Genomic DNA, 26,266 nt, shown 5'->3' with positions numbered 1-26,266 from the left:
GCCCCGGAAGGCAGCGATGCCGCCCCGCGGTGGCCACGGGTTGCCCACCCGACGCCGCGGAGTCAACCCCCGGGGACTGGTTGGCCCCTGCGAATGGAACGAGCGTTCTATCAGGTGATGCCAGGGGCTGCTGCGGCCCGACCCGGACCGCGGTGGTGCAGGGGAGGAGCGATGGACTGGTGGCGACACCGCTTGCCGTCGGCGCGCTCCTTGGCAGTACGGCCTTGGACACGGCCGCGGTCATGGTTCCCTCCGGGGCGCGGGGGCGCCTTGGCCCGGAGAGCCGAGCCGCTGCCGGGGGGTGCACGCGACGTCTGCGCGCGTACCCGTCGGGGGGAGTTGGGGACTCCGCTCGCCGAGCTGCCCGTTCCTGATGAGCCGGTGCTCAGATCATGACGGGGCTAATTCAGGAAGATGCCATGGATGCTACTGCTACGACCCTGGCCGCATCGGCCGGGGCGATCATCACCGATGAGCACGGTGATGTGCTGATGGTGAAGCCGCTCTACACGGCGTACTGGAATCTGCCCGGGGGGCATGTCGAGGGAGGGGAGGATCCGAGCGCCGCGTGCGCTCGTGAGATCCGCGCGGAGCTGGGCCTGGACGTGACGATGGGGGACCTGCTCGTGGTCGCCTGGGTCGACTCCGGCGGGCCCATGCCCCGTGTCTGCTACATCTTCGACGCGGGCGAGGTGGACGCCGAACAGCGGCGCACCCTCACCCGGTGCGAGGACGGGGACGTCTGCTACCGCTTCGCCCCGCCCCAGCGCGTCGACGCGTCACTGGTCTCGCCGTTCGTCAAACCCATGTGGGAGGCCGCCCTGGCCGCCCGCCAGGAGAAGCGACTGGTCTGCCTCGAAGTCGAGGTGTGAACCACCGCCACGCGGCCGCCGGTTGAGCGGCGCACACGGGGGCGCCACCCCGTGCGGAGAGAGGACCGAGCCGACCGGATCCTGTCCCGACACCGAATCCGACACCAGGAGCACACCGCACCCGACCCCCGGGGCCGGGTGCGGCGCCCAGCACTTAGGTCAGTGGTACGGCCCATGGCGGGCCGGTGAACCAGCGCGCGGCCTGGCATGCCCGTCCCCTCCCGCACGGGAGGGGACGGGCACGTGCCGGTACGCACGAATGCCGCCGCCGGGGGATCGGCGACGGCATTCTCACGCAGGGCCGACGGCGTCCCGCCGCCCCTGCGCACACCGGACGTGGGGGAGAACCGTTGCCCGGTGTGCCGGTCGGCGCCCGCTGGAACCTGTAGCGGCCTGCCGACAGCCTCACCCCATCCCGCCGCGCGCCACCGCGCAACACCGCGGCCCCGCCGGACGCCCGCGCGTTTCACGTGACGGAAGGGAAGGCCCTTGGATTCCGGCAGCCGGAATCCAAGGGCCTTCCCGCGGCGCGTCCGCCACCGTACGACCTCAGCTCGCCGGAGCGGCGGACAGGGCCTGCTCGCCGCCGCCCCGCTGCCAGGCGATCCGCGAGCAGTCGGTCATCAGGGCCAGGATGTCGGGCTCCGCGTCGGCCCGGTCCAGATGCCGGAACTCCGACGCCAGGGTGATCACCATGCGCTCGGGCAGATGCAGATCCGGATAGCGGTCCTCCGCGATGAGGTGCCGCGCGGCCTCGGTCGGCGTGAGGCCGCGCGCGTGCAGGGACCGCGCCTGCTCGGCCAGGTCCCGCAGATAGGCGACGTGCCCCCGCAGGCCTTCCTGGTCGAGCACCGGACCGTGGCCCGGGACGACGAGCTCGGGGTTCCAGCCGAGCACGCGCTCGCAGGCGAGGATGACCCGCTGAAGCGGACCGGCCCAGTGGCACACGTGGTCACCTGCGAACACCACGTCACCGGCGAAGACGATCCGCTCCTTCGGCAGATGCACGACCATGTCGCCGACGGTGTGCGCAGGACCCACGTCGTGCAGCTCCACCGGCATGTCACCGACCCGGAGGTCGAGGCGGCCCTCGAAGGTCCGCGTGGGCTCCTGGACGGTGATGCCGCGGAAGTCGAACCGGCCGAAGTGGCGCCGGAAGTACCAGCCGAGCGGCTCGCCCGGGTCCGTGTCCTCCACCAGGAAGCGCAGCTGCTCGGGCGTCGGCTCGAAGCACTGGTGCTCCAGGGTGCGCCGGGTGGAGACGATCTCCGCGCCGGTCACCCGCTGGTTGCCCCAGCCGTGGTCGCCGTTGCCGTGCGTGGTGAGCACGGTGGAGATCCGGGTGCCGGGCCCGGTCGCCGCGCGCGCCGCGGCGAGGAAGTCGTCGGTGCGGTCCAGGGTGTACGGCGTGTCCACCAGGGCCGCTTCCCCGGCGGCCGTGAGCAGGCCGCAGTTGGCGAGCCCCCAGGCGCCCGCCGCGTCGGGCGACCACACGTGGACGCCGGTGGCCAGGGGGACGAGGCGCGGATCAGATTCCATGGTCATGCATTCTCACCCGGCAGCGTGGGAGCGAAGACGAGGAAGAAGAAGCGGGACCCCGGGGACTTCAGCGGCTGGGCGGTGCACATCGTCACCGAGCCGAGGACGGACGGCTCGTGCCGCGCGCAGCACCGGCTGGCGTCGCCCCGGTCGACGCCGAGCGACGCTATCCCCGCGTGCCGCATGGGGCGCGCGTCCCCGTCGGGGTGGACGTAGGCCACGTCGTGCCGACGGTAGATGGGGCCCGCCACGGGGTCGTCGTTGACCTCCTCGTCGATCTGCTGGAGGTCCTTGTTGTGCGGGTGCGCGGCGATCGCGGTGCGCAGCTGCGCCGACACCTTGACCGCCCAGTTCTCCTCCCAGTCGACGAGGTGACACTCCCGCGCCGCCTCGCACAGAAGCATCCACCGCATCAGATTGCGCTCGGGCAACTGGGGCGTCGTCCCCGGGACCTGGGGGAACATGCGGATGAAATCGTCGTTGCACGCCAGGACGTTCCAGGCCACGTCGTTGATGTAACACGGCTGGCCCTTGACCCGATTCACGGCCGTCAGCCACGCGGGGCCCACGTGCGTGCCCGCCAGCGGGTCCATCGGGAAGGGCGGCTCATATCCGAGCGCGTAGACATACAGCGCCGTGCGTTCGGGCTCCTCCATCCGCAGCACCGTGGCCACGTTGTCGAGGAACTCGGCCGACGGCTGTGCCATCTCTCCGCGCTCCAGGAGCGCGTACGTCCGCTCGGAGACGAACAGCTCCTGCGCCACCCTGGCCTGCGAGAGTCCGCGCGAGCGCCGGCCGCGCCCGGTGCGGCGCGGCGAACCCAGTTCGGTGGGGCTGATCTGGCTGCGCTTGAACTGCAGCAATTGCTGCAGCGCCTCCTTGTTGTTCAATTTCCAACCTTTCTCCGCGCTGTGCGGGGTGGTCGCTCGCGCCGTTCCGTAGGAAGCATTTTCATCGGAAGTTGAACTTCCTGAAAAATGCGGACCGGAAAAATCACGGCCTGGTGATCCTCCCGGTCCGGCCGCGAGAATGGCGTCAGGACCTGAGCAGGCGGGGCGCGGCGACGAGCCGTGCCAGTGAGGAGGACGGCGCGGTGCTGCGACCGGTGGCCACCACGGCGGTGCGGGAACCCGCCGGCAGTGCGGTGGCCCGCACACTGGCCGTGCTCCGCGCGCTGCGGGAACTGGGCCCGGGAGCGCATCCGTTGGCGGTCGTCGCCGCGCGCGCGGAGCTGCCCGCGCCCACCGCCCACCGCTATGTGCGGGCCCTCGCCAGGGAAGGGGCCGTCGAGCAGCGCGGTCCTCGGGGCCACTACGCGCTGACGGAGACACCGCACCGATCCACCCACCTCGTCGATGAGGTCACGGATACTAAAGTCGGTCAGACCTCGCCTGCGTTGCGTGCTGAACTCGTCACTCTACAGTCACGTACCGGGCAAGTGTCGCTCCTGTACGCTCCGTTGCTGGTGGGTGCCGCACTGCGGTTCTGCATCGACCGGGCGGTCGGCGCGCACGCCGCGACGCTCGAGGCGGCGCCCCGGGCGGCGCTGCGACGGCTGTGGAGCGCGCCCCTGGACGCCGACGCCGCGGGGCTGGCCATCCTGGCCTGTCTCGACGGCGCCTCGGCGCCGGGTGCGCCGCTCGACCGCATCCGTGAGCAAGGTCACGCGGTGGGTCCTTCGCCGCTCCCGGAGTGGGAGTCGATAGCCGCCCCCGTGTGGCGCGGCTCCGTGCTCGCGGGGGCCGTGGCCCTGGTCGCACCGCGGCGGCAGCTGCGCGGCGCGGTCACCCGCACCCGCTGTGTCCACGCGGTGATGGACACGGCGGCCTCCATGAGCGGCCTGCTCACCCGGACCCGGGTCCGGCACGCGGGCTGATCCGCGGTCGGCGTCCGCCCCACGGGACGCCGTCGCCCACCGCACGTCCCCCCACCACGACCAGAGAGGTACTCCGTGTCCCGCTCCGTACTGATCACCGGCGGCAGCCGCGGCATCGGCCTGGCCATCGCCCGCGCCATGCAGGCCGCCGGTGACCGCGTCGCCGTCACCCACCGCTCGGGCGAGCCCCCCGAGGGCCTGCTCGCGGTGCGCTGCGACGTCACGGACGCCGACCAGGTCGACCTCGCGTTCCAGCGGGTCGAGGAGGAGCAGGGGCCCGTCGAGGTCCTGGTGGCCTGCGCGGGCGTGGCCAACGACAAGCTCCTCATGCGGATGACGGAGGAGGACTTCACCTCCGTCATCGACACGAACCTCACCGGGGTCTTCCGCGTCGCGAAGCGGGCCACCCGCGGCATGCTCCGCGCCCGCGGCGGCCGCATCGTGGTGATCTCCTCGGCCGTGGGCCTGCGCGGCGAGGCGGGCCAGGCCAACTACGCCGCGTCCAAGGCGGGCCTCGTCGGCTTCGCCCGCTCCCTGGCCCGCGAGCTCGGCTCGCGCTCCATCACGGTGAACGTGGTGGCGCCGGGGCTCACCGAGACCGCCATGAGCGAGGCCCTGACCGAGGAGCAGCGCGAGAGCCTGGTGCGGCAGATCCCCCTGGGCCGCCTCGCCCGCCCCGAGGAGGTCGCGGCGGCGGTGGCGTTCGTGGCCTCGCCGGACGCCGCGTACATCACCGGGGCCGTCATCCCGGTCGACGGCGGCGCGGGCATGGGGCACTGAGACCCCGCGCGGTCGCCGCGACGGCACTGATCCGTCGCGCCGACCGCGCGGACACGGGCGGCTGCTTGCGGCCACGACCGGTACGGGGGTACGGCCGTGGCCGCGGCAGTCAAGCTCGTTGAGCCGCAAATTGGCCTGAGATGCGTGGGAGGCGCTCCGTCCCGCGTGTCATCGTGGACCTATCGATTGGTCTGGACCTGACAAGGGTCGTGTGATCGCGACGGGCCGCGTCAGGGTGAGGAGCGTAACCATGCGCGGGACCACCATCTTGCCCGGCGGCCGGACGAACGGCAGCGAGCCGGAGAGGGGAGGGCTGCCGATCCACCGCCTCGAGGTGCCGAGACCGAACGCGCTGCCCTTCGCGATCGGCACCTTCGACACCATCGGCCCCATGTCGCGCGCCTCCTTCCCGCACCGGCACACCTTCCACGAGATCGTGTACGTCACCGGCGGCACCGGCAGCCACGTCGTGGACCTGGCCCGGTTCACGCTGCGCCCGCCCCACCTGTGCTTCATCGCCCCGGGGCAGGTGCACTACTGGGACGGCGTCCGGGACCTCGAAGGCTGTCTGATCCTGTTCACCGACGACTTCCTCCTGGAGAACCCGGGGGATCAGGAGACCCTGCGCAGACTCGGCCGCCGCTCCTGGCTCGAACTCTCCGACACGGAGGCCGCCTGGGCGCACCACCTCGTGGGCGAACTCGACCACGAGTACCGCACGGGGGCCGAGGGCTTCCCCAGCGTGCTGCAGGCGCTGCTGCACGTCCTCGTCGTACGCGCCGCCCGCCTCCTCGCCCCCGAACGGGCCGTCCGCCAGGCGGCGCCCGCCCGCCCCGCCTCGGTCGCCGCCGACTTCGTCACGCTCGTGGACACGGCCGAGACGCCGCTGTGGTCGGTGCGCGAGTGCGCCACCCGGCTCGGCGTCTCCGTGAGCTACCTCAACGAGGCGGTGAAGACGGCCATGGGCCGCACGCCGGGCGAACTCCTGCGCCAGGCCCGCGCCCACGAGGCCAAGCGGCTGCTCGTCCGCACCGAGCTGACGGTGCGACAGGTCGCGCACCGGGTGGGGTTCGCCGACCCCGCCTACTTCTGCCGGTTCTTCCGCCGCGAGACCGGGACCAGCCCCGGCGACTTCCGTCGCGGCGGTGGTGATATTCACCACGACCACCGACTTCCGTCCATCGCCCGGGCCCGGTCCTCCGCATAGCTTCATAGCCGATCCGATCCCCCCACCCCCAGGAGGAGCGATGGACGGCGAGACCCACGTGAACGGCCACGACGCGGACGAGCCCAGGGGCGGCGAAGGCCCCGGCGCCGCCGCGGGCACCCCCCGCCCGGGCCCGAGCCGCAAGACGGTGCTGCGCGCGGCCCTGGCCGCGGGCATCGCGGTACCGGTGGCGATGGGGGCGGCCCCCGCCCTCGCCCGCTCCAAGGCGGGCACCAGCGCGCCCCTGGAGCTGACCCCGCCCTGTGACGACGGCGACGACCCGACCCCGCCGCAGACCGAGGGACCGTACTTCAAGCCCAACTCCCCGCTGCGGACGAACCTCATCGAGCCCGGCACCCAGGGCATACGCCTGACCGTCACCGGCTACGTCTTCGGCCGCAGGTGCAAGCCGATCGGGAACGTGCTCCTCGACTTCTGGCAGGCCGACAGCAGGGGCGCGTACGACAACAGGGGCTTCAAGCTCCGCGGGCACCAGTTCACCAACGCGCAGGGAGCCTTCACCCTCACCACGGTGTTCCCCGGCCTGTACCCGGGCCGCACCCGCCACATCCACGTGAAGCTCCAGGCCCCCGGCCGCCCCGTGCTCACGACCCAGCTCTACTTCCCCAACGAACCCCGCAACAACACCGACCCCATCTTCGACTCCCGTCTGCTCATGAACGTACGGGACGTCGGCAACACCAAGGAGGCCGAGTTCGACTTCGTCCTGAACGTGCCGCAGTAGTCACACGGAACGCCCCTGATCCCCCGTCAGGGTGGACCGGCGCGCGGGAGTGCCGGTCCGGCCCGCCGTCACTGCCAAGATCGTCACGCTTTGTCGACATGGCTGACGACTTGTGAGAGGTGGCACGTGAACGGTATGGGTGCGAAGGCGCGGTGGCTGGTACGGACGGTGACGACGTTCGTCTGCCTGGGGGCGGCTGTGACAGCCGCCGCGCCGTCGGCGTTCGCCGGGGCTTCGGGCTGCAACCAGCGGACCTGCATCCGGGTGGACGGCAGCGGCCTGCGCGTGGAGACGGTGCAGGCGGCGACCACGTGGAACGGTGACTTCACCGGGCACTTCCACATCTGGGGCGGTGGCATCGACCAGAACAGCGCCACCGGCTTCTGGGGCTACCACCAGAAGTTCACGGTGCCCGTCCACCGTGATCTGCCCAACGGCGCCGTGCTGTGCGCCGAGGGCTGGGAGCACATGGGCGGCCGCATGGAGTCCCGCGGCCGCGCCTGTGCGGAGGTCCACTTCTGATGACTCCGGTGGCGGGACCCGGGCGCCCCGGGGCCCGCCACCGGTCCAGCGCATCAGCGCGCCTGCGTACTCAGGCGGGCTGATGCGCGCCACTCGTGCGCAGGTCCCCAATGAGCTCGAAGGAGCGGACGCGGGCCGCCGGGTCGAAGACCGGGGTGACCAGCATCAGCTCGTCGGCGCCCGTGGCCGCGGCGATCCGGGTGAGCTGCGGGGCGATCGACTCCTTCGTCCCGCGGGCCTGCTGCGCCACGAACCCCGCCACGGCCTCGCGGTCCCGCTCGCCCAGCTCGTGGCGGGCCGCGGCGGCGGGGGTCGGGAAGGGCGTCTCGGCGAGGCCGTTGAGCAGCCCCGCCTTGATGACGTCCATCGGCCGCGCGAGCTCGGCGGCCCGCTCCTCGGTGTCGGCGCACACGGCCTCGACGCACACGAGGACCCGCGGCGCGGCGCTCCAGCGCGAGGGGCGGAAGCCGGACCGGTAGCGCTCGAGGGCCCGCAGGGTGTTGTCGGGGCGGATGTGGTGGGCGAAGGCGATCGGCAGCCCCAGGGCCGCCGCGAGCTCGGCCCCGGCGTCGCTGGAGGCGAGCAGCCACGGCTCGGGCAGCTCGCCGAAGTTCTCCTCGCCCAGGAAGCCGAGGATCGCCTCGACGTCCGCGCGGTACTCCGCGTCGGTGGCGGGCCCGGCGCCCCGGCGCAGCGCACGGGCCGTCGGCTCGTGGAAGGTGCCGGGGCCCCGGCCGATGCCGAGGTCGACCCGGCCCGGGTGCAGGGCCGCGAGGGTGGCGAACTGCTCGGCGACGGTGAGCGGGGCGTGGTTGGGGGCGAGCACGCCGCCCGAGCCGACCCGCATCACGGCGGTGGTCGCGGCGGTGTCCGCGGCGAGCAGCGCGGGCGGGAAGGCGCCGATGGCGGGGGAGTGGTGGTGCTCGGCGAACCACAGGCGGTGATAGCCGAGCCGCGCCAACTCCCCGGCGACGGACTGGCAGTTGCGCAGCGCGTCGGCGGGCGTGGCGCCTTCCTCGACGAGGGAGACCTCGAGGGCGGAGAGGGGCAGATCGATCATGCGTTCACCCTAGGCGAGCGCGGCGGGCGGCGGAGCGGGCGGTGTCGTCCTCGGCGGCGCGGCGGCGGGCCTCGCGCCGACCCGCGTAGCGCGCCTTGCGGTTGCTTGCCCTGGCTTCCCGTCGGCGCTCCGTGACGCAGCCGCGCCGGGCGCACCCCGAGCAGCAGGTGTGGCCGAACAGCAGCGTGCCGGGGTGCTCCCACCGGCAGCGGGTGTCCGCCTCCTCGCGCGTCGGCCGCGGCGGCAGGTCGCAGGGGCCGTGGCGGTGGTCGTGGACCGGCAGGGGGCGGTGCTCCTTGTGGCGCACCCAGAGGGGTTTGGTCTTGTCCGTGCGGGACATCGTGTTCCCATCGGAACCGCCGCCCGGGCTCCCGGACCTTCCGGGCGGGCGGCTAGGTTCGCCGCTTCACGGCGACACCTCCTCGTCTGTGCGCACGGGGCGGCCCCACGGCATCCGGCGCCCCTGGTTCGGGGTCGACGCGCCGTACCGGCACCGTCGTTCCCCGCAGCGCCGCGAGTGTAAGTTCCGCGCCTGTGACCGGTCCACCCGATTTGTGTGGTCTCCCTAGCCGCCGGGCTGCGGGCGGACGGTGAGGATCTGCTCGGCGTGGCCGACGGGCCCGTGGAGGTCGTGCAGGACGCTGCTGGTGAGCCCCTGCCCCGACGGGCCGAACGTGACGGTCGTGTCCAGGCCGGTCCACGGCCCCCGCGGCTGCCGGTGCAGATGGATCGTCAGGTCGAGGTTCGGGAACATCCACGCGGCGGGGTCCTGCTGCACGGCGATCCCGTTCGCGGTGTCCACGAGCGCGACGTACGAGGCCAGGGCGGTGCTCGACTCGCCCGCGACCAGGTCGAGGCGCGAGGACACCCAGGCGGCCGCGCGGCCCCTGCGGGACGGAGGCGTCCGGCGGACGTCGACGGACGAGATGTAGCCGCCGCGCCACTCCTCCTTCATCGCCCACGGAGCGAGCGCCTCCGGTGCGGGCATCCGGTCGTGCGGGCTGTCGGCCACGGCCGAGGTGTCCAGGGACGCGAGCAGCCAGGCGCGGGCCCGGACGACCGGGCGGCCGCCGATGACCACGGTCGCTTCCAGGAGTTCGATGGTCCGGCCGGGCCGCACGGTCTCCACGGTGACCCGGCACTCGTCGAGGGCGATGCGGCCGAGGATGTCGTAGCTGATCCGCGCGAGGGCCAGGGGCGCGTGCCGCGCCGCGGCCGCCGCGTGCCGCGCGAGGTGCCGGTCGATCGCGTGCGCGATGAGCCCCGCGAGCGGGCTGAAGTGCTGTTCGTCCGCGCTCCACGCGCCGCCCGCGTGAGCCGTGGGCTTGTAGAGGTCCTCGCCCGTCCGCTCGTAGTAGCTCTCGCGTGCGACGTCGCCGGTGGTCACGGGATGCATCTCCTTGGCGGGGCGGGGCGGGAAGGCGCGGGGATAGGTGCCTTGGCCACGCATCGTAGGAGCGGGCGTCCCGCGGGTCATCGTGATCTGACCCACAGGGGGTGGTGACGGCCGGGGCCTCGCCTCCCCGGCCGGGCGATTGTCAGTGCCGGATGCGAGGCTCGGGGCATGGACGAGGTGATACGCCGTCGCCGCGTGTACGGCACGGACCACGACGCACCGGACCCCGGCCCGCAGCCGGGCCACGACTACCGCGAGCTCGTCGGCGGCCCGCTCGACGGCCTGCTCCTGGACGTCACCGGCTGGACCGCGGAGCGGCTCGCCGAGGGCGCGCTGCTCGACACCGAGATCGGCCGGTACGGCCCGGGCGGCCGCGCCGAGTACGGACCGCGCGCCGGTTCGCAGCGCCTGTGGGACTGGCGCGGGGACACCCCGTGACGGGACGTGGCGCACGTCGGCGGTAACGACCACGACGGGTACGCCGTCGACGGGACCGGCGGACGGCGGCGGAGGGGGGCCGGGACCGGTAGCTCGGTGCGGACGCGGCCGGGCGCGGCGCGGGGATCGAGGTACGCCAGCGGCGTCGACGGCGGCCTGTACGCCCTGCGTACGCGCAGCGGGTCGCCGCGCCGGACGGTGTCTCCCCGGCGGGCCCGCCACGTGCCCCCGCGGTGGCGGAAGAGCTGGTGCGTGTCGGCGCGAACCACCACCAGTCGTCCGCGGTCACGGCCCGGCACCCGTGTCCGCACCCGAGCGTCGCGTGTATCCCACACCTGAAAAGGGCGGCGGGACAAGGCGTGAAATGAGCCGTCTCGGGGGATGGCGCCCTCCCTCCCGTCCGGCAAGGATGCCCTTCTCCCCGGCGCACCACCGACACCAGCGCGCCGGAGCCGCATCCCGTGCCCAGGAGGAAGCGCACTGCCATGGGGACACACGCAGCACCGCACCGGCGCCGCAGGCCCGCGCTGTTCGCGGCCGTGGGCGTCGCCCTGCTGGCCGGACTGCTCGGCCTCCCGCGCGCGGACGGGGCGCCCCGGTCCGCCGACGCCTGCCGCACGGCGGGTGCCACCATGCCGCGCGGCGACTGCGGCCCCTACTGGCAGGTCCTCGCGGAGGACTTCAACGGCGACCGGGTGCCGCTCGGCGGGTTCAGCGACTGCGCCCACCACGTCGACACCTCGGCCGCCTACTGCGGCGGGCTGCGGGGCGCGTACCGCGACAACTGGTGGGCGTACCCGACCGGTTGGCGTGACACGGCCAACGAGCGGCAGCGGGGCCGCAGCGTGGCCGGGGTCTACCACCCGGAGGACACCGTCAGCGTCGGCCCCGCCGCCGACGGGGACGGCCGCATGCGCATCCGGATGTGGCGGCCCGCCGACGGCGGGCCCGTGCACGCCGCGGCGGTGGTCCCGCGCGCCGTGATGCAGATGAAGTACGGCAAGTACAGCGCCCGCATCAAGGTGACCAAGCCCGCCGCCGGGTACAAGTCGGCGTGGCTGCACTACGGCGGCGGCTGCGAGATGGACCACCCCGAGGGCGAGTGGACGGGCTCCCTGACCGCCTTCCACCACCCCTGCGGCGGCGGCGAACAGGGCACGTTCCACGGGGCCGACGACTGGACGCGGTGGCACACCGTGTCCACCGAGTGGACGCCCGGCCAGGTCCGCTTCTTCGTCGACGGCCGCCAAGTGGGCCGCGACACCCGGAACGTGCCGGACCGCCCGCTGTCCTGGGTGCTCCAGAACGAGAGCGCCCTGGAGGGCCCGTCGGCGGCCCCCGGCAGCAGCGCTCAGCTGGAGATCACCTGGGTCGCCGCGTACGCGTACGGCTGGAAGGGCGCGCGGTAGCGTGCCGCCGCAGACCGGGGGGTAGAGCCGGGTCTTCTCCGGCCCCGGCAGGACCGTGCCGCGGGCCCGAAGGGGAAGCCGACGCGGTGTCGCGGTCCCGGACGGTCGCGGCGGCGCGGCGCAGCGCGGCGAGCACCGTGCGCACAGCACCGCGCGCCGCGCGTTCGGGCCGGTGCAGCACGTCGATGTGGCGCCGGGCGTGCACGCCGCTGAGCGGCTTGAGGGTCAGCGCCGGGTGCGGGCGCGTGGTCCAGCGGGGCATCAGGGCCAGGCCGCCGCCCGCGGCGACGGCCTCCGCGACCACCGTGAACTCATTGACGCGGTGCACGATGTCGAGGCGCCGGTTGGCGGCCGTGGCGATGGCCTCGATGGTGGCGAGCAGCGGGAAGCCGTCGTGCACCGTGATCCAGGGCTTGTCCGCCACGTCGTGCGGGGTGAGGCGGCGCTTGGCGGCCAGCGGATGGTCCACCGGCAGGGCCACGTCCAGGGGTTCGCGCAGCAGCGTGGTGGCCGTGACCGAGCGCGGCCACGGCGGCGCGGGGTCCAGGCGGTGGGCGAGGACGAGGTCGTAGTCCCGGGTGAGCAGCGGGAAGCGGTCCTGCGCCACGTCCTCGTCGGCGAGGGCGAGCCGGGGGCTGCCGGGGCCCGCGAGATCGCGGAGCAGCAGCGGGAAGAACGCTCCGGCCGCGCTGTGGAAGGCCGCCACGGACACCGGTCCGTCCGGCTCGTTGAGGAACGCGTCGATGGTGTGCCGGGCGTGGGCGAGCGCGCTCTCCACGCCGGCCGCCGCGTCGGCCAGGGCCTGCCCGGCGTCGGTGAGGACGAGGCGCCGCCCGGCGCGCTCGGTGAGGGGCACGGGGATCGCGCGCTGGAGCAGCCGCAGTTGCTGGGACACCGCCGAGGGCGTCATCAGGAGGGCCTCGGCGGCGGCGGTGACGCTGCCCAACTCGCCGAGTTCCCGCAGGATCCGTAGCTGCCGCTCGTTCATCGGCCCATCGTAGACAACGATGTAGCGCTACTTCACTGTTGCTGAAGAAGCACGCTCTTGGCTTCAACATCACGAGCGGGCAGCGTGTGCGGGGTGCCTCAGAACCTCGGATTCCCGGCCCGTCGCGCCGACGCCGTCCTGCTGCTCGTCGCCCTCGTGTGGGGCTCCAGCTATCTCGCCGCGAAGACGGCCGTCGACGTGCTGCCCGTCATGGTGGTGCTGTGCGCGCGGTACGTGCTGTCCGCGGCCGTCTGCCTCCCGCTGGTCGCCGTGCGACGCCGGGACCGGCGCTTCACCCGGGACGAGTTGACGGCGGGCGGGCTCCTCGGGCTCACCCAGGCGGCCGTCCTGGTCCTGGAGACGTACGGCGTCGCGCACACCAGCGCGGCCAACGCGGGCCTGATCATCAGCCTCACCATCGTGCTCACGCCGTTCCTCGACCGCACGTCCGGCGCGGGGCGCCTGCCGCCGCGCTTCTTCGCCGCGGCCGGGGTGTGCCTGGTGGCCGTCGGGCTCCTGATGTCCGGCAGCGGCTTCCACGGGCTGCGCGGTGGCGACCTGTTGATGCTGGCGGCCGCGGTGGTGCGGGCGGCACACGTGGCCCTGGTGGGGCGGTTGACGGCGGGCCGGGCGGTGCGGCCGCTGCACCTCACCACGGTCCAGACCGTCGTCGGCTCGGCGGTGTTCGCGGTGCCCGCGGCGGACGGGCTGCCGACGCTGGGCTCGGCGGACGCCGCCGTGTGGGGGCAGCTCGTGTATCTGGCCCTGTTCTGCAGCGTGTTCGCGTTCCTCGCGCAGACGTGGGCGGTGCAGCACAGCTCGGCGAGCCGGGCCAGTCTGCTGCTCGGCACCGAGCCGGTGTGGGCCGTCGCGGTCGGCATCGGCCTCGGGGGCGAGCGCTTCACGCCGTTCGCCGCGCTCGGCGCGGGGCTGATGGTCGTGGGCACGTACTGGGGGCAGGCGGTGGAACGGGCCCACCGGACCGCGCCGACGGGGCGGACCGCCCGCGAGGCTCCTGGGGAACGCGAAGGCCGGACGGCGTTGCCGTCCGGCCCTCACCCGCGGCGCGTCCCCTAGGCGCTTCGCTGGATCTGCCGCACCGTGCCGGTGGGCGTCTGCGCGCCCGTCGTGGCCGGTCGCGCAGTTCCCCGCGCCCCTGCGGGGTGAGGCGTCAGTCCCACTTGTAGCCGTCCCCGAAGTTCAGGGTGTGCTCCAGGACGTCCTCCATCGGGTCGTCGATCTGACCGGTGTTGATCAGCGCCACCACCGGCGCGTTGTGCGAGTCGCGGTGCGTCTCGTCGGCGTGCGCCGCACCGGCCGACACGACGACCGGTCCGACGGCGACCGCGGCCACCAGCGCCCAGCGGGACAGTTTCCTCACCCGACTGCCGTTCACACCCTGCTCCTTGCCTCGTCTGAACCGAGGGGACCCACCTGGCCCGGCGGACCGGCTGCTCCGGCCCCCTCGTCGTACCCAACCGCCGAACGGATCAAGGAGTCACCGACGATCATACGAACGGGTTGTGTGGACGGAGTCCTGTGGGGAAATAACTCCCCACCCGTTCCGGTTCAGTCGATCATGAACGCAGAGACCCCGGCACCGCACACCCCCCGATCCACCGCGCCCCCACCGGCACCGCTCGACCCGTCCGCCGCGCAGACGGCCTGGACCGCCGCCTTCCGCTCCGCGGTCCTCAGCCCCTATGAGTCCATCGAGCTCTTCGAACGCCGTGGTTTCGCCGACCAGACCGTCCGTCAGGTCATCCGCGTCGCCGGGGGCGGCAGCGCCCTGCGCATACGCCTGAGCAACCAGTACGGCAAGACCCCGCTGCGCGTCGCGGGCGCCCGTCTCGCGCGGCGCACCCGGCACAGCGCCGTCGACACCGCGACGGACACCCCCGTCCTGTTCGACGGCGCCACCGAGGTCGTCGTCGCGCCGGGCGCGGAAGTGATCAGCGACGCCGTCGAGCGCGCGGTGCGCGCGGGCGAGGAGTGGGCGCTGAGCCTGTACCTGCCCGAGGAGACCGGTCTGAGCACCTACGCGGCCGTCCCCAACACCACCGGCTACGCCGTCCCCGGGAACGCCCTGGCCACCGCGTCCCTCGACAGCGCCGAGGGCCTGGAACTCCTGGTGACCCGGCACTACGTCACCGGCGTCGACGTCCTCGCCCCGGCCGGGACGCCCGTCACCGTGGCGTTCGGCGACTCCTGGTTCGAAGGCTTCGGCAGCACGCCCGACACCGACCGCCGCCTCACCGATCTGCTGAACGCACGCCTCCCCGAGGGCGCGGGCTGGGTGGTCAACCAGGGCCTGTCCGCCAACCGCCTCCTCACCGACGAGGTCGGCGACAGCGCCCTGAACCGCCTCGAGCGCGACGTGCTCTCCGTGCCCGGGGTCACCCACGTCCTGGTCCACCTCGGCGTGAACGACCTGGGCACGCCCGGCCAGCTCGCCCACCCCGAACCCGCGGCCCCGCCCACCGCCGCCGCGCTCATCGCGGGCCTGACGACCCTCGCCGACCGGCTGCACGCGGCCGGGCTCACCGCCATCGCCACCACCATCGGCCCCTACAAGGGCACGATCTTCGACGGCTACGACAGCCCGGCGGGCCAGGCCGTCGCCCGCGAGGTCAACGCCTGGATCCGCGGCGCGGACAGCCCCTACGACGCCTACGTCGACACCGCGGCCGCGGTCGCCGACCCGCGGGACCCGGAGCGCATCCACCCGGACCTGGGCAGCGGCGACGGCCTCCACGTCAACGACGCGGGCTTCGCGGCCATGGCGGACGCGATGGACCTCTCCCTCCTCACGACCGGCGGCGGAAGGTGACGATGTACGCGATATCCCTGGGCGACGACGGCGCGGAGCTGCGCCCGCTGGAGCCGTGGCAGGCCGAGGAGTTCCTGGCGCACGTGGACCGGGGACGGGAGTTCATCGGGCGGCACAACGGCCTGCCGGACATCATCACCGACCTCGCGTCGAGCCGGGCCTACCTCCAGGCGTACGCGGACAAGGCCGCCGCCGACGCCGGGCGGATCTGTGGCATCCACTGGGACGGCAGGCTCGTCGGCGCCGTCATCCTGCGCCGGATGGACGTCGAGCAGGGCACCGCGGAGGCGGGCTGCTGGCTGGAGCCCGCGGCGGCGGGCAGGGGCCTGGTGACCCGCGCCGCGCGCGCCCTCATCGACTGGGCCGTGGAGGAGCGCGGCATCCACCGCGTGGAGTGGTGGGTCTCGTCCGGCAACGCGCCGAGCATCGCCGTGGCGCGGCGGCTCGGCATGACGCGCGACGGTGTGCTCAAGGAGAGCTATCTGTACCGGGGCGTGCGGCACGACGAGGAGATCTGGTCGGTGCTCGCGCCCGCGTGGCGGGCACGGAAGGAGAACGCGTAGGGCGGCGCCGCGCGGCTCAGTGTCCGTGCGGGATGAGCCGCCCGACCGCCCGCCACGTCGCGCGCAGGCCGCGGTGGGCCTCCGCGGACGGCGGGGGTGCCACCGGCGCGAGCGGGACGAGGGGCACGGGCTGGGCCCGGGCCTCCCAGTCGCACGGGGGAGAGGGGCGGTCGGCCGACCGGCCCCGCTGCTCCTCCCCCCGGAGCACGGCCAGCGCGTCGTCGTGCGCCTTGAGCCCGACGCTGACCAGCGTGAGCAGCAGGGCGATGTCCATGTCGCAGTCGAGCAGCACCGTGATCCAGGCCGCCCCGGGCCGCACCCGGATCGCGGAGCTGTGTCTCAGCTGCGGCCGCAGCCGGTCGACGGCGGCGCGGGTGAGGCAGACGTCCGCGGCGTCGTCGCAGTGGAAGTGGACCAGTTCGTATCCCGCTCGCGCGGGTGTGCCGGGTGTGCCGTAGGAGCGTCCCACCGCGCACCGGGGGGAGCCGCTCACGAGGTTCGGCCATGACTCCAGCTGGGCCATGGCACGTTGCGCCGCCGTCATGCGCCCCATCGTCGCGTGGATTTCACCCTGCGAACTACCCCTGTTCACAAGCTGATTCCCTGCGGAGGGCGGGGCCCGTGGTCGCGCCTGAGGTCAGCAAGGGTATGGCTGCCTCCCGGCCGAGCGGAAGGGGAGGGACCGTGTCACCCGCCCGTGCCGATGACGTGCGGTGTTGTCGTACCGCAGAACCGCACGGGAGTGTCATAGATCACATAGGCATCCGGGAACTCGGCCTGCGCGCCGCTCGACCCATGGACCGGTCCGGTCAGCACCGGAGCACCTCGTACCACCGACCGGCACCAGGAGAGCACGACATGTCCGCCGCACCCCCTGCCCCCGCCCCGCCCGACGGGCGGCCCGCCGCCACGGCGGAGCCCGCCCCGCGGCGGTCCGTCCGGTCCCTGCTGCGCCCGCTGGTCCTGCGGCTGCACTTCTACGCCGGGGTGCTCATCGCCCCCTTCCTGCTCGTGGCCGCCGCGACGGGCTTCCTGTACGCCGCCTCGTACACGGCGGAGAAGGTCGTGTACGCCGATCAGCTGACGGTGCCCGTGGGGGACCGGGAGCTGCCCATCGAGCGGCAGGTCGCCGCGGCCCGCAAGGCGCACCCCGAGGGGACGGTCGCCGCGGTGCGGCCCTCGGCGGAGGACGGCGCGACGACCCGCGTGCTGCTCGCCGGGGTGCCGGGCGTCGCCGATGACCGCACCCTCGCCGTGTTCGTGAACCCGTACACCGGCGAGGTGCGCGGCGCCGAGGAGAGCTACGGCTCCAACGGCTCGCTGCCGCTGCGCACCTGGATCTCCGGTCTCCACCGCGATCTGCACCTGGGCGAGACGGGTCGGCTGTACAGCGAACTCGCCGCGAGCTGGCTGTGGGTGATCGCGGGCGGCGGCGTCGTGCTGTGGTTCGGGCGCCGCCGGGCCCGGCGCGGGCTGCGGGGCACCACGGGCCGTCGGCGCCTGCTCGCGCTGCACGGCTCGGTGGGCGTGTGGGCGGCCGGAGGCCTCTTCTTCCTGTCCGCCACGGGCCTGACCTGGTCGACGTACGCGGGCGAGAGCATCGGCGACCTGCGCGAGGCCCTCGGCCAGACGACGCCCGCGGTGTCGGCGAGCGCGGCCGGGGCGGGAGCCGGGGAGCACGCAGGGCACGGCGGCAGCGGCGCGACCGGCGGCTCCGGCGGCGCGGGGGACGTCGGGCTCGACGCCGTCCTCAAGGCGGCCCGCGCCGAGGGCCTCACGAACCCGGTGGAGATCGTGCCGCCCGCCGACGCCTCCTCCGGCTACGTCGTCAAGCAGATCCAGCGCAGCTGGCCCGAGAAGCAGGACTCCGTCGCCGTCGACGCGAAGACCGGTCAGGTCACCGACGTCCTGCGGTTCGACGACTTCCCGGTCCTCGCCAAGCTGACCCGCTGGGGCATCGACGCGCACTCCGGCACCCTCTTCGGCCTCGCGAACCAGATCGCGCTCGCCGCCCTCGCGCTCGCCCTGGTCCTGCTGATCGTGTGGGGCTACCGGATGTGGTGGCTGCGCGGCAGCGGCGGCGCGTTCGGCCGCCCGCTGCCGCGCGGGGCCTGGCAGCACGTCCCGGCGTACGTCCTGGTCCCGCTGATGGCGGCGATCGCGGTGCTCGGCTACTTCGTGCCGCTGCTCGGCATCCCGCTGGCCGCGTTCATCGCGGTCGACGTCCTGCTGGGCGAGATCGCCTACCGGCGCGGCAAGCGGGAGTACGGCCCGCGGGCCACGGCGGACCGCACGTAGCCGCCCCGGACCGGCGGCGGTTCAGGCCCGCATCCCGCCGTCGACCCGCAGGACCGTGCCGGTGACGTAGGAGGAGCGGTCGCTGAGGAGCCAGGCGGCGGCCTCGGCGATCTCCTCCGGCGCCGCGGCGCGGCCCAGCGGGGTCAGGGAGTTGAGCTGCTCGATGGTGCCGGGGGACTCGGCGTCCCACTCCATCAGCATCTCGGTGAGCGTGGTGCCGGGCGCGATGGCGTTGACGCGGATGCCCTCCGGGCCGTACGTGGCGGCCGCCGACGCGGTGAGGCTGTTGAGGGCCCCCTTCGTCGCGGCGTACACGGGCAGCGCGGGGTTGGCCATCAGGCTGCCGACGCTGGAGGTGTTGACGACGGCGCCGCGCCCCGCGGTGGCGCGGATGGCGGCGGCCTCGGCGTTCATGGCCAGCCACGGGCCCTTGAGGTTCACGGCGCAGACGTGGTCGAAGTCGGCCTCCGGGAGCTGGTCCATCGGGCCGGGCCGCTGCCCCGTCGCGCCGTTGTTGAAGGCCGCGTCGAGCCTGCCGTACAGCTCCACGCACCGGTCGACGGCGGCGCGGACGCTCGCCGGGTCCGCCAGGTCGCACACCACGTGCGCCGCGGTGCCGCCGGCCGCCCCGATCTCCTCGGTCACCGCCTCGAGCTCGGTCTCCGTGCGGGCCGCGAGGAGCACCCGGGCGCCCTCCCGGGCGAAGAGGCGGGCCGCCGCGGCGCCGATGCCGCGCCCGGCGCCGGTGATGAGGGCGACCTTGCCGGTGAGCAGGCCCGTGGTGGTGGTGGAGGTCATCGGTGTGTGGTTCATGCCGACGAGCCTGCGGCCGCCCGCCCCCCTCATCCAGGCACTGGCAGTGCCTGGATGAGCACCTCGCCGACCGTCCACACTGGACGTGTGGATCAACGTGAACGACGAGAGCTCGCCGACTTCCTGCGCAGCAGGCGGGAGCGCATCACCCCCGCCGACGTGGGGCTGCCCGCGGGCCCGCGCCGCCGCACCCCGGGGCTGCGCCGCGAGGAGGTGGCGCAGCTCGCGTTCATCTCGGCCGAGTACTACGCGCGCCTCGAACAGGGCCGCGCCCCGCATCCCTCGCGGGAGGTCCTCGCCCAGGTCACCCGCGCGCTGCGGCTGACGGAGGCCGAGCGCGACCACCTCCTGCGGCTCGCGGGTGCCCCGCCACAGCCGCCGGGCCCGTCGCGGGAGGTGCGGCCGAGCATCGTCGACCTGCTGCGGCGGATGCCGGACGCGGCGGCGGTCGTCCTCTCGGCGACGTACGAGGTCCTCGCCTGGAACGACCTCGCGGCCGCCCTGATGGAGGACTTCTCCGCGCTCCCGCGCCGGGACCGCAACCTCGTCCGGCGCGCCTACCTCGGCCCGCACCGGCACGGCCGCAGGCTGTACGGCCTCTCGGACGCGGACGAATTCGCCCGGACCGCGGCCCGGCACCTGCGCGCCGCAGCGGCCCGCTACCCCGACGACACCGAGGTGCGGAGCCTGGTCGACGAACTCCTCGCGGGCAGCGCGGAGTTCGCCCGCCTGTGGGCCACGCACGACGTGGCCGACCGGCCCACGTTCTGCGGGACCTTCGCGCACCCCATCGTCGGGCCCGTCCCCGTACGCGGCGACGTCCTGGACATCACCGACCGGGACCAGCGGGTCCTCATCTACAGCGCCGTCCCCGGCTCGCCGTCACAGGAGGCGCTGCGGCTGCTCTCGGTGATCGGTACGCAGAGCATGGGCGTGCCCGGCTGACGCACCCAAGGGTCGGCCCTCGTGCCGGGGCCCGCTCGGCCCCGTTGCCGCCCACGGCGCGGACGATCTACCCTCCCGGGGATCCATGACGCCGAGTCGGGTGGGGTGCGCGGTGGACTACGAGGACTACGAGCAGTACGACGCGGTCGGGCTCGCCGAGCTGGTGGCGCGGGGCGACGCGTCACCGACGGAGCTCCTCGACGCGGCACTCGCGCGCGCCGAGGCCGTCAACGGGAAGATCAACGCCATCGTCCGCCCGATGCCGAGCATCGCGCGCGAGCGCGCCGCGGGCGAGCTCACAGGACCCTTCGCCGGAGTCCCGTTCCTGATCAAGGACTTGATGCAGGACTACGCGGGGCGGCCCACGGGGCGCGGCTCCCGCGCGGCCGCGGGGCTCGTCGCGGCGCGCCACAGCGAGGCCGTGCGGCGGTGGCTCGACGCCGGGCTCGTCGTGTTCGGGCAGACGAACACCCCCGAGTTCGGCATCAAGAGCATCACCGAGCCCGAGGCAGGCGGCGCGACCCGCAACCCGTGGCACCTCGGCCACACCCCGGGCGGCTCGTCCGGCGGTTCCGCGGCCGCCGTCGCCGCGGGCATCGTCCCGGCCGCGGGCGCCAACGACGGCGGCGGCTCGATCCGCATACCCGCCGCGTGCTGCGGCCTCTTCGGCCTCAAGCCGGGGCGCGGCCTGGTGCCCGCGGGCCCCGCGCACGGCGAGCTGCTCGCGGGCGCGGCCAGTGACGGCGTCGTCTCCCGCACCGTGCGCGACAGCGCGGCCCTGCTCGACGTCCTCACCGCCCGCCCCGACCCGGGCGGCCCCTACCTCGCGGCCCGCCCCGAGGCGCCGTACGCCGAACTGGCCCGGCGCACACCACCGAGGCTGCGCGTCGGCGTGAGCACCCGCTCGCCGATCGGCACCCCGGTGGCGCGCGAGGCGGTCGACGCCGTCGACGTGGCGGTCAAGCTCCTGACCGGCCTCGGCCACGACGTGGAGGAGGCGGAGCCCGCCGTCGACGGCCCGCGCATGGCCGACGACTTCATGACGATGTACGCGGTGGAGAACGCCGCGACGCTGGCGGAGCTGAAGCACAGGACCGGCGCTGGCGACGACCGGTTCGAGCTCGACACCCACCTCATCGCGGCCGCGGGCCGCGCGGTCGGCGCCGTCGAGCACGCGGTGCGGCACGCGCGCTGGAACACCTACGCCCGTCAACTGACCGCGTTCCACGAAACGTACGACGTGCTGCTCACGCCGACGCTCGCCCGGCCGCCGGTGCGGATCGGCGAACTCGACACGCCCTGGCTGACCCGGCAGGTCGGCAAGGCGCTGCTCAAGGCGGGGGTGGCGGGCAGGCTCAGCAGGACCAGGCTGTGGAAGCAGGCCGTCGTCCAGAACCTCGCGCCCAACCCCTTCACCCAGCTCGCCAACATCACGGGCCGCCCCGCCATGTCGGTCCCGCTGTACCGCACGCCCGAGGGCCTGCCCCTGGGGGTGCAGTTCGGCGGGCCGCTCGGCAGCGAAGGGCTGCTGCTCGCCCTCGCCGGACAACTGGAATCGGCCGCTCCGTGGGCTCAGGAGCGGCCGACCCTGTGAAGCGGCGCGGCGGGCGCGCGTCGTGCCCCGCGCGCCCGCCGCTCACCCGATGCCTACGACGTGGCGATCAACGCACGTCGACGGCGTCACCGGCGGCCTTGACGGCCCCGGTGGTGGAGTTGCCCGCGAAGGCGTAGCGGTACGAGCCGTCGGCCGAGGCCTTGACCGTGGTCTTCAGGTTGCCCTTGGTGTCGGTCTTGACGGTCTTCACCGCGGAGTAGGCGCTGGCGCCCTTCTTCTTGTACTCCAGGGTCACCGACTGGCCGCTGTAGCCGGAGTACTTGTGGGTCTCCCAGTTGGCACGGGTCAGCGCGCCCGTGATGGTCAGGGTCTTGCCCTTCTTGATCGGCTCGGGCGCGGCGTCGGCCGTCAGCTTCGCCTCGCGCTGGAGCTTGAACTTCCCGGCCTTCTCCGCGTAGATGCTGTCGGTGTCGGAGACCAGCAGGGGGTTGACGTACCACGTGCCCGCGGGCGTGTTGTCGAAGAAGTCGACGTCGGGGTCGATCGTGAACGTCCCCGTGCAGGTCGCCTTCGTGCCCTCGGTGGCGCACTTGGGGGTGGTCTGCGGCTGCGCCACGCTCGAGTTCGGGCCGAACAGGGTGATGTCGGACTCGGTGATCGCGGAGTCGGTGTCCGCCGTCACCGAGACCTTGAAGGTCTTGCCGGCGGTGGTGCCGAGCACGACCGGCTTGCCGTCGTTCACCGTGACGTTCGTGATGGAGATGCCCTCGGGCGCGGTGGCCTGGGCCCCCGGGGCGGTGAAGCCCACGGCGGCCGCGGCGAGCACGGAGCCGAACACGGCGATGCGAGTGCGGTGTTGCATGACTGGTCCCCCACGGATGGTGCCGGGACGCGAGCGCTGCCCGGCGATAGATGTGAACGAAGTGACCTTACGGTCTTCACCACATCTTCATCACCGTGGTGATCGCCACGTGCGTCGCGTACAACCTTTCGCCGGGACGGCTTGCGAGCGGCCCGGACCCCGGGGCGAGGGGCGTCAGGCGGGCGGGCCCGGGATCTCGCGCGGTTCGAGGGGGCGGGTGGCGGGGCCGTGCAGGACCGAGCCGTCCGTCGCGAAGCGGGAGCCGTGGCAGGGGCATTCCCAGGCCTGTTCCGCGTCGTTGAAGTGCACCAGGCAGCCGAGGTGCGTGCAGCGCGCGGAGACCGCGCTGACCTGGCCGCTCGCGTCGCGGTGGACGGCGCACCGGTGGCCGTCCAGGCGGACGACGGCTCCGCTGCCGGGCGGGATGTCCGCGACCGAGTCGACGTGGGCGGTGTGCAGCCGGTCGCCGACGAAGTGCTTGGCCACGGCCGCCTGCTGGGCGACGAGGTGGCCCGCTTCGCGCACCGGCGGCAGTCGGCGCGGGTCGTACAGCTCGGTCCAGTCGGGCCGCGGCCCGCCGGTGATGTGGGCCGCGAGCAGCCCGCCCGCCATGACGCCGTTGCTCATGCCCCAGCCGCCGAAGCCGGTGGCCACGTAGACGTGCTGGGTGCCGGGGTGGGCGTGGCCGACGTACGGAAGGTGGTCCAGGGAGTCGTTGTCCTGCGCGGCCCAGCGGTAGCCGGTGTCCGCCCGGTCGAAGTGCGGCACGTGGGCGCGGGCCCAGGCGTCGAGCCGGGCGTACCGCTCCCGCACGTCGCCCGTCCCCGGCGTGAAGGACTCCCCGGTGACGATGACCAGGCGCCGCTCCTCGTCGTACGGCGCGCTGCGCAGCGAGCGGACCCCGTCCTCGGGCGTGAGGTACATGCCCGTGGGGGCCGCGGCCGTCGGCACGGGGGCGGCGAGCACCAGCTCCCGGCGGGGGGTGAGGCGGGTGAAGAGCAGGGTGCGGTCGAAGACCGGGTAGTGCGTGGCGATGACCACGTCACGCGTCTCCACGGTGACCCCGGACTCGGTCGTCAGGCGGCAGCGGTGGCCGTCGTGCAGCGCGGTGACCCTGGCGCGCTCGAAGACGCGGCCCCCGGCCGCGGTGAGGCGCTCGGCCAGGGCCAGGAGGAACTTGCGCGGGTGGAACTGGAGTTGGCCCTCGACGCGGACCGCGCCCGCGAGGGCGAAGGGGAGTTCGGTGTCGGTCACGAAGGAGGCGTCGAGCCCGGCCCGGCGCGCCGCCGCGGCCTCCTCCTGGAGCTCGTGGACGCGTTCGGGCTCGCGCAGATAGGTGAAGGCGGGTGCGCCCTCCAGGTCCGCGTCGATGCCGAGGTCCGCGCACAGGTCGGCGGTCCGCTCGACGGCATCCTGCTGGGAGAGGGCGTAGCGGCGGGCGTCGTCGGCGCCGTGCTCGGCCTCCAGGCGCGCGTAGCGCAGGCCGTGCGCGGCGCTGAGCTTGGCGGTCGTGTAGCCGCTCACGCCCGCGGCGATGCGGTCCGCCTCCAGGACGACCACGTCGAGGCCGGAGCGGGTGAGCTCCCACGCGGTGCAGAGACCGGCGATGCCGCCGCCGACGACCGCGACGTCCGCCGTCAGATCGGTGTCGGGGGCCGGGTAGCGGGTCTCGGGCGTCGTGGTCAGCCAGTACGACTCGTCGACAACTGCGGTGCGCTGCATGGCGGTTCCCCTCGGGGGCCGGGTGCGGGCGCCGCCGCGGCCCCAGGGAGCGCGCGGCGGCCGTGCGGTGCGCTGCTACCAGTAGTGACGTCGCCCGCCCACCGCGTGCCCGACGGCGCCGAGGAGCCAGAGGACGGCGCCGACGGCGACGAGGATGACGCCGATCGTCCAGAGGATCGAGACACCGGCCACCAGGCCGATGACGAGCAGTACGAGACCGATCGCGATCATTGGGTCCTCCAATGTGCGGATATGTTCCAGTATGCGCCCGCCGGTGTCATGCCGTACCGGCTGGTCCGGGGCGACGTACTGGCTGTGTCGTCGGGGGAGGGCGTCCGGCGGCGCGGGCCACCGGACGTGGAGCCGCCCTGCTCGACGCGACCGCGCGGTGTCGTCATCGAGACGGCGTGAGAACCCCAGTACCCCGCTTCCCCGGCTCGACACGCGGTCGTGTCACGCCACGCGGCGGAGCGCTTCCGGAGTGAGGTCGCCCAGCGTCGGATAGCCGTCGACGGCCATGATCAGATCGGCCTCGGCGAGGAGCGAGCGGAGCACGTGGACGATGCCGTCGGTGCCGCCGAGGGCGAGCCCGTACGCGTAGGGGCGGCCGATGGCGACGGCGGTGGCGCCCAGGGCGAGCGCCTTGACGATGTCCGCACCGCTGCGGACGCCGGAGTCGAAGAGCACCGGCAGTCCGTCGGCGGCCGCCACCACGCCGGGCAGCGCGTCCAGGGCGGGCAGCCCGCCGTTGGCCTGGCGGCCGCCGTGGTTGGAGCAGTAGACGGCGTCCGCCCCGCCGTCCTTCGCCCGGCGCACGTCGTCGGGGTGGCAGAGGCCCTTGAGGATCAGCGGCAGCTCGGTCAGCGAGCGCAGCCAGGGCAGATCCGCCCACGTGAGCGGATTGCCGAAGACGCGCACCCAGTTGCGGACGGCCTCCTGCGGGGCCTCCTCCGGCGGCCGCTTCAGCTGCGCGCGGAAGACCGGGTCCGAGAAGTAGTTGGCGAGGCAGTGGCCGCGCAGCGGGGGGATGTTGCCGATGCTCAGGTCACGCGGACGCCAGCCCGTCACCCAGGCGTCGAGGGTGACCACGATGCCCCGGAACCCGGCCGACTCCGCACGGCGGACGAGGCTCTCCGCAAGATCGCGGTCGGTCGGGGCGTAGAGCTGGAAGAAGCCGGGAGTGTCCCCGAGCGCGGCGGCCACGTCCTCCATGGGGTCGACGGACAGCGTCGAGGCGATCATCGGCACGCCGGTACGGGCGGACGCCCGCGCGGTCGCCACGTCACCGTGCCCGTCCTGCGCGCACAGACCGATCACGCCGATGGGCGCCATGAGCGCGGGCGAGGGCAGCGTCGTCCCGAACAGCTCGACGGACAGGTCGCGCTCGGCGGCGCCGACGAGCATGCGCGGGACCAGCCCCCAGCCGTCGAACGCGGTGACGTTGGCGCGCTGGGTGCGCTCGTCCCCCGCCCCGCCCGCGACGTACGACCACACCGAGGGCGGCAGCGCCGCTTCTGCCCTGGCCTCCCACCCCGCGAAGCCCATCGGGAAGCGCGGGAGGACCCCGCCAGCCCCTTCGAGGTAGATCTCGTTCTGGTAGGAACCGAATGCCTGCCCCATGTGCCTGCCTCTCCACCCGCGGCCGCCGTCCGGATGCGGCGATCCAGCGACCAGGGTGCAGCGCGGGGGCCCGCGCCACCACGGCCGTTCGTCGGGTTTCCGCGGGCGTGCGCCGCGGCGTGACCCGTACGTATGGGGAGCCGCGCCATGACCGGCGGACATTCGGATGAACCGGGGAGCCCCCCTTGTTACCGTGATCGACATGGCACGAGGCATCTGGTCGCAG

At 73.8% G+C, this 26,266-nt stretch carries 27 protein-coding genes and 1 pseudogene; 15 read left to right on the top strand and 13 right to left on the bottom strand.

The window, feature by feature from the left end:
- Positions 1-419 precede the first annotated feature (419 nt).
- Entirely contained in the window at positions 420-872 is a 453-nt protein-coding gene (locus tag ACIG3E_RS33935; protein WP_399623567.1) for an NUDIX domain-containing protein, read from the top strand.
- Positions 873-1,421: 549 nt separating this feature from the next.
- Here ACIG3E_RS33935 and ACIG3E_RS33930 read toward each other — a convergent pair.
- Together ACIG3E_RS33930 and ACIG3E_RS33925 are read right to left on the bottom strand one after the other, a co-directional pair.
- Positions 1,422-2,411: an MBL fold metallo-hydrolase gene (locus tag ACIG3E_RS33930; protein WP_399623565.1), complete on the bottom strand. Its 990-nt coding sequence runs from the start codon at positions 2,409-2,411 to the stop codon at positions 1,422-1,424.
- A 2-nt stretch (positions 2,412-2,413) separates the two neighbouring features.
- A complete protein-coding gene (locus ACIG3E_RS33925; protein WP_399623562.1) occupies positions 2,414-3,301 on the bottom strand; it encodes a helix-turn-helix domain-containing protein in 888 nt (295 codons plus the stop codon).
- 203 nt (positions 3,302-3,504) lie between these two features.
- Here ACIG3E_RS33925 and ACIG3E_RS33920 point away from each other — a divergent pair, with 203 nt between their 5' ends.
- The 5 genes and pseudogenes from ACIG3E_RS33920 to ACIG3E_RS33900 all read left to right on the top strand — a co-directional run bounded on the left by ACIG3E_RS33920 (position 3,505) and on the right by ACIG3E_RS33900 (position 7,541).
- Complete coding sequence (locus ACIG3E_RS33920; RefSeq protein WP_399623560.1) at positions 3,505-4,287, top strand: helix-turn-helix domain-containing protein; 783 nt, start codon at positions 3,505-3,507, stop codon at positions 4,285-4,287.
- A gap of 75 nt (positions 4,288-4,362) precedes the next feature.
- Positions 4,363-5,067, top strand: coding sequence for a 3-oxoacyl-ACP reductase FabG (gene fabG, locus ACIG3E_RS33915; protein WP_399623558.1), 705 nt, complete (start codon positions 4,363-4,365; stop codon positions 5,065-5,067).
- A gap of 250 nt (positions 5,068-5,317) precedes the next feature.
- Positions 5,318-6,274 carry an AraC family transcriptional regulator gene (locus ACIG3E_RS33910; protein ID WP_399623556.1) on the top strand — a complete coding sequence of 319 codons (957 nt, stop codon included), beginning with the start codon at positions 5,318-5,320 and terminating at the stop codon, positions 6,272-6,274.
- 40 nt (positions 6,275-6,314) lie between these two features.
- A pseudogene (locus tag ACIG3E_RS33905) lies at positions 6,315-7,016 on the top strand (dioxygenase); the annotation flags it as partial.
- A gap of 129 nt (positions 7,017-7,145) precedes the next feature.
- Positions 7,146-7,541 (top strand): hypothetical protein, encoded by a 396-nt coding sequence (locus ACIG3E_RS33900; protein ID WP_399623555.1) that lies wholly within the window; start codon positions 7,146-7,148, stop codon positions 7,539-7,541.
- A gap of 70 nt (positions 7,542-7,611) precedes the next feature.
- On the opposite strand, the gene ACIG3E_RS33895 is transcribed toward ACIG3E_RS33900, so the two are convergent.
- From ACIG3E_RS33895 to ACIG3E_RS33885, 3 genes are all read right to left on the bottom strand, one after another.
- Positions 7,612-8,601 carry an MsnO8 family LLM class oxidoreductase gene (locus ACIG3E_RS33895; RefSeq protein ID WP_399623553.1) on the bottom strand — a complete coding sequence of 330 codons (990 nt, stop codon included), beginning with the start codon at positions 8,599-8,601 and terminating at the stop codon, positions 7,612-7,614.
- Between the two features lie 4 nt (positions 8,602-8,605).
- Positions 8,606-8,941: a hypothetical protein gene (locus tag ACIG3E_RS33890; protein WP_399623551.1), complete on the bottom strand. Its 336-nt coding sequence runs from the start codon at positions 8,939-8,941 to the stop codon at positions 8,606-8,608.
- Positions 8,942-9,166: 225 nt separating this feature from the next.
- Positions 9,167-9,997: a thioesterase family protein gene (locus ACIG3E_RS33885; protein WP_399623549.1), complete on the bottom strand. Its 831-nt coding sequence runs from the start codon at positions 9,995-9,997 to the stop codon at positions 9,167-9,169.
- 168 nt (positions 9,998-10,165) lie between these two features.
- Between ACIG3E_RS33885 and ACIG3E_RS33880 the strand changes: the two genes are divergently transcribed.
- Positions 10,166-10,435, top strand: a complete 270-nt coding sequence (locus ACIG3E_RS33880; protein WP_399623547.1) for a hypothetical protein — start codon at positions 10,166-10,168, stop codon at positions 10,433-10,435.
- A 485-nt stretch (positions 10,436-10,920) separates the two neighbouring features.
- Entirely contained in the window at positions 10,921-11,844 is a 924-nt protein-coding gene (locus ACIG3E_RS33875; RefSeq protein ID WP_399623545.1) for a glycoside hydrolase family 16 protein, read from the top strand.
- On the opposite strand, the gene ACIG3E_RS33870 is transcribed toward ACIG3E_RS33875, so the two are convergent.
- A complete protein-coding gene (locus ACIG3E_RS33870) occupies positions 11,798-12,832 on the bottom strand; it encodes a LysR family transcriptional regulator (RefSeq protein WP_399623543.1) in 1,035 nt (344 codons plus the stop codon). The genes ACIG3E_RS33875 and ACIG3E_RS33870 overlap by 47 nt on opposite strands.
- A gap of 93 nt (positions 12,833-12,925) precedes the next feature.
- On the opposite strand from ACIG3E_RS33870, the gene ACIG3E_RS33865 reads away from it, so the two are divergent.
- Positions 12,926-13,909: a DMT family transporter gene (locus tag ACIG3E_RS33865; protein WP_399623541.1), complete on the top strand. Its 984-nt coding sequence runs from the start codon at positions 12,926-12,928 to the stop codon at positions 13,907-13,909.
- A gap of 94 nt (positions 13,910-14,003) precedes the next feature.
- Here the strand turns inward: ACIG3E_RS33865 and ACIG3E_RS33860 are convergent, their stop codons facing one another.
- The gene (locus ACIG3E_RS33860) at positions 14,004-14,204 is read right to left on the bottom strand and encodes a hypothetical protein (RefSeq protein ID WP_399623736.1); all 201 of its coding nucleotides are present in this window, start codon (positions 14,202-14,204) and stop codon (positions 14,004-14,006) included.
- A gap of 207 nt (positions 14,205-14,411) precedes the next feature.
- Between ACIG3E_RS33860 and ACIG3E_RS33855 the strand changes: the two genes are divergently transcribed.
- A complete protein-coding gene (locus ACIG3E_RS33855; protein ID WP_399623538.1) occupies positions 14,412-15,662 on the top strand; it encodes a GDSL-type esterase/lipase family protein in 1,251 nt (416 codons plus the stop codon).
- 2 nt (positions 15,663-15,664) lie between these two features.
- Positions 15,665-16,225: a GNAT family N-acetyltransferase gene (locus tag ACIG3E_RS33850; RefSeq protein ID WP_399623536.1), complete on the top strand. Its 561-nt coding sequence runs from the start codon at positions 15,665-15,667 to the stop codon at positions 16,223-16,225.
- Positions 16,226-16,241: 16 nt separating this feature from the next.
- On the opposite strand, the gene ACIG3E_RS33845 is transcribed toward ACIG3E_RS33850, so the two are convergent.
- Complete coding sequence (locus tag ACIG3E_RS33845) at positions 16,242-16,769, bottom strand: luciferase family protein (RefSeq protein WP_399623534.1); 528 nt, start codon at positions 16,767-16,769, stop codon at positions 16,242-16,244.
- A 314-nt stretch (positions 16,770-17,083) separates the two neighbouring features.
- Between ACIG3E_RS33845 and ACIG3E_RS33840 the strand changes: the two genes are divergently transcribed.
- Positions 17,084-18,523, top strand: a complete 1,440-nt coding sequence (locus tag ACIG3E_RS33840; protein ID WP_399623532.1) for a PepSY-associated TM helix domain-containing protein — start codon at positions 17,084-17,086, stop codon at positions 18,521-18,523.
- A gap of 21 nt (positions 18,524-18,544) precedes the next feature.
- Here the strand turns inward: ACIG3E_RS33840 and ACIG3E_RS33835 are convergent, their stop codons facing one another.
- The gene (locus tag ACIG3E_RS33835; protein ID WP_399623530.1) at positions 18,545-19,336 is read right to left on the bottom strand and encodes an SDR family NAD(P)-dependent oxidoreductase; all 792 of its coding nucleotides are present in this window, start codon (positions 19,334-19,336) and stop codon (positions 18,545-18,547) included.
- A gap of 87 nt (positions 19,337-19,423) precedes the next feature.
- On the opposite strand from ACIG3E_RS33835, the gene ACIG3E_RS33830 reads away from it, so the two are divergent.
- Together ACIG3E_RS33830 and ACIG3E_RS33825 are read left to right on the top strand one after the other, a co-directional pair.
- Complete coding sequence (locus ACIG3E_RS33830; RefSeq protein WP_399623528.1) at positions 19,424-20,281, top strand: helix-turn-helix transcriptional regulator; 858 nt, start codon at positions 19,424-19,426, stop codon at positions 20,279-20,281.
- Positions 20,282-20,366: 85 nt separating this feature from the next.
- Positions 20,367-21,875, top strand: a complete 1,509-nt coding sequence (locus ACIG3E_RS33825) for an amidase (RefSeq protein WP_399623526.1) — start codon at positions 20,367-20,369, stop codon at positions 21,873-21,875.
- 67 nt (positions 21,876-21,942) lie between these two features.
- Here the strand turns inward: ACIG3E_RS33825 and ACIG3E_RS33820 are convergent, their stop codons facing one another.
- From ACIG3E_RS33820 to ACIG3E_RS33810, 3 genes are all read right to left on the bottom strand, one after another.
- Complete coding sequence (locus tag ACIG3E_RS33820; RefSeq protein WP_399623524.1) at positions 21,943-22,698, bottom strand: calcium-binding protein; 756 nt, start codon at positions 22,696-22,698, stop codon at positions 21,943-21,945.
- A 174-nt stretch (positions 22,699-22,872) separates the two neighbouring features.
- Complete coding sequence (locus ACIG3E_RS33815; RefSeq protein WP_399623522.1) at positions 22,873-24,420, bottom strand: FAD-dependent oxidoreductase; 1,548 nt, start codon at positions 24,418-24,420, stop codon at positions 22,873-22,875.
- A 75-nt stretch (positions 24,421-24,495) separates the two neighbouring features.
- Positions 24,496-24,651: a DUF6131 family protein gene (locus tag ACIG3E_RS33810; RefSeq protein ID WP_399623520.1), complete on the bottom strand. Its 156-nt coding sequence runs from the start codon at positions 24,649-24,651 to the stop codon at positions 24,496-24,498.
- Between the two features lie 21 nt (positions 24,652-24,672).
- On the opposite strand from ACIG3E_RS33810, the gene ACIG3E_RS33805 reads away from it, so the two are divergent.
- Complete coding sequence (locus tag ACIG3E_RS33805) at positions 24,673-24,831, top strand: hypothetical protein (protein WP_399623519.1); 159 nt, start codon at positions 24,673-24,675, stop codon at positions 24,829-24,831.
- Positions 24,832-24,873: 42 nt separating this feature from the next.
- Here the strand turns inward: ACIG3E_RS33805 and ACIG3E_RS33800 are convergent, their stop codons facing one another.
- Positions 24,874-26,040: a lactate 2-monooxygenase gene (locus tag ACIG3E_RS33800; protein WP_399623517.1), complete on the bottom strand. Its 1,167-nt coding sequence runs from the start codon at positions 26,038-26,040 to the stop codon at positions 24,874-24,876.
- Positions 26,041-26,266 lie beyond the last annotated feature (226 nt).

This window comes from Streptomyces sp. NPDC053474, assembly GCF_044544845.1.
Taxonomy (GTDB): Bacteria; Actinomycetota; Actinomycetes; order Streptomycetales; family Streptomycetaceae; genus Streptomyces.
This window is presented reverse-complemented; position numbering and strand designations above follow the sequence as displayed.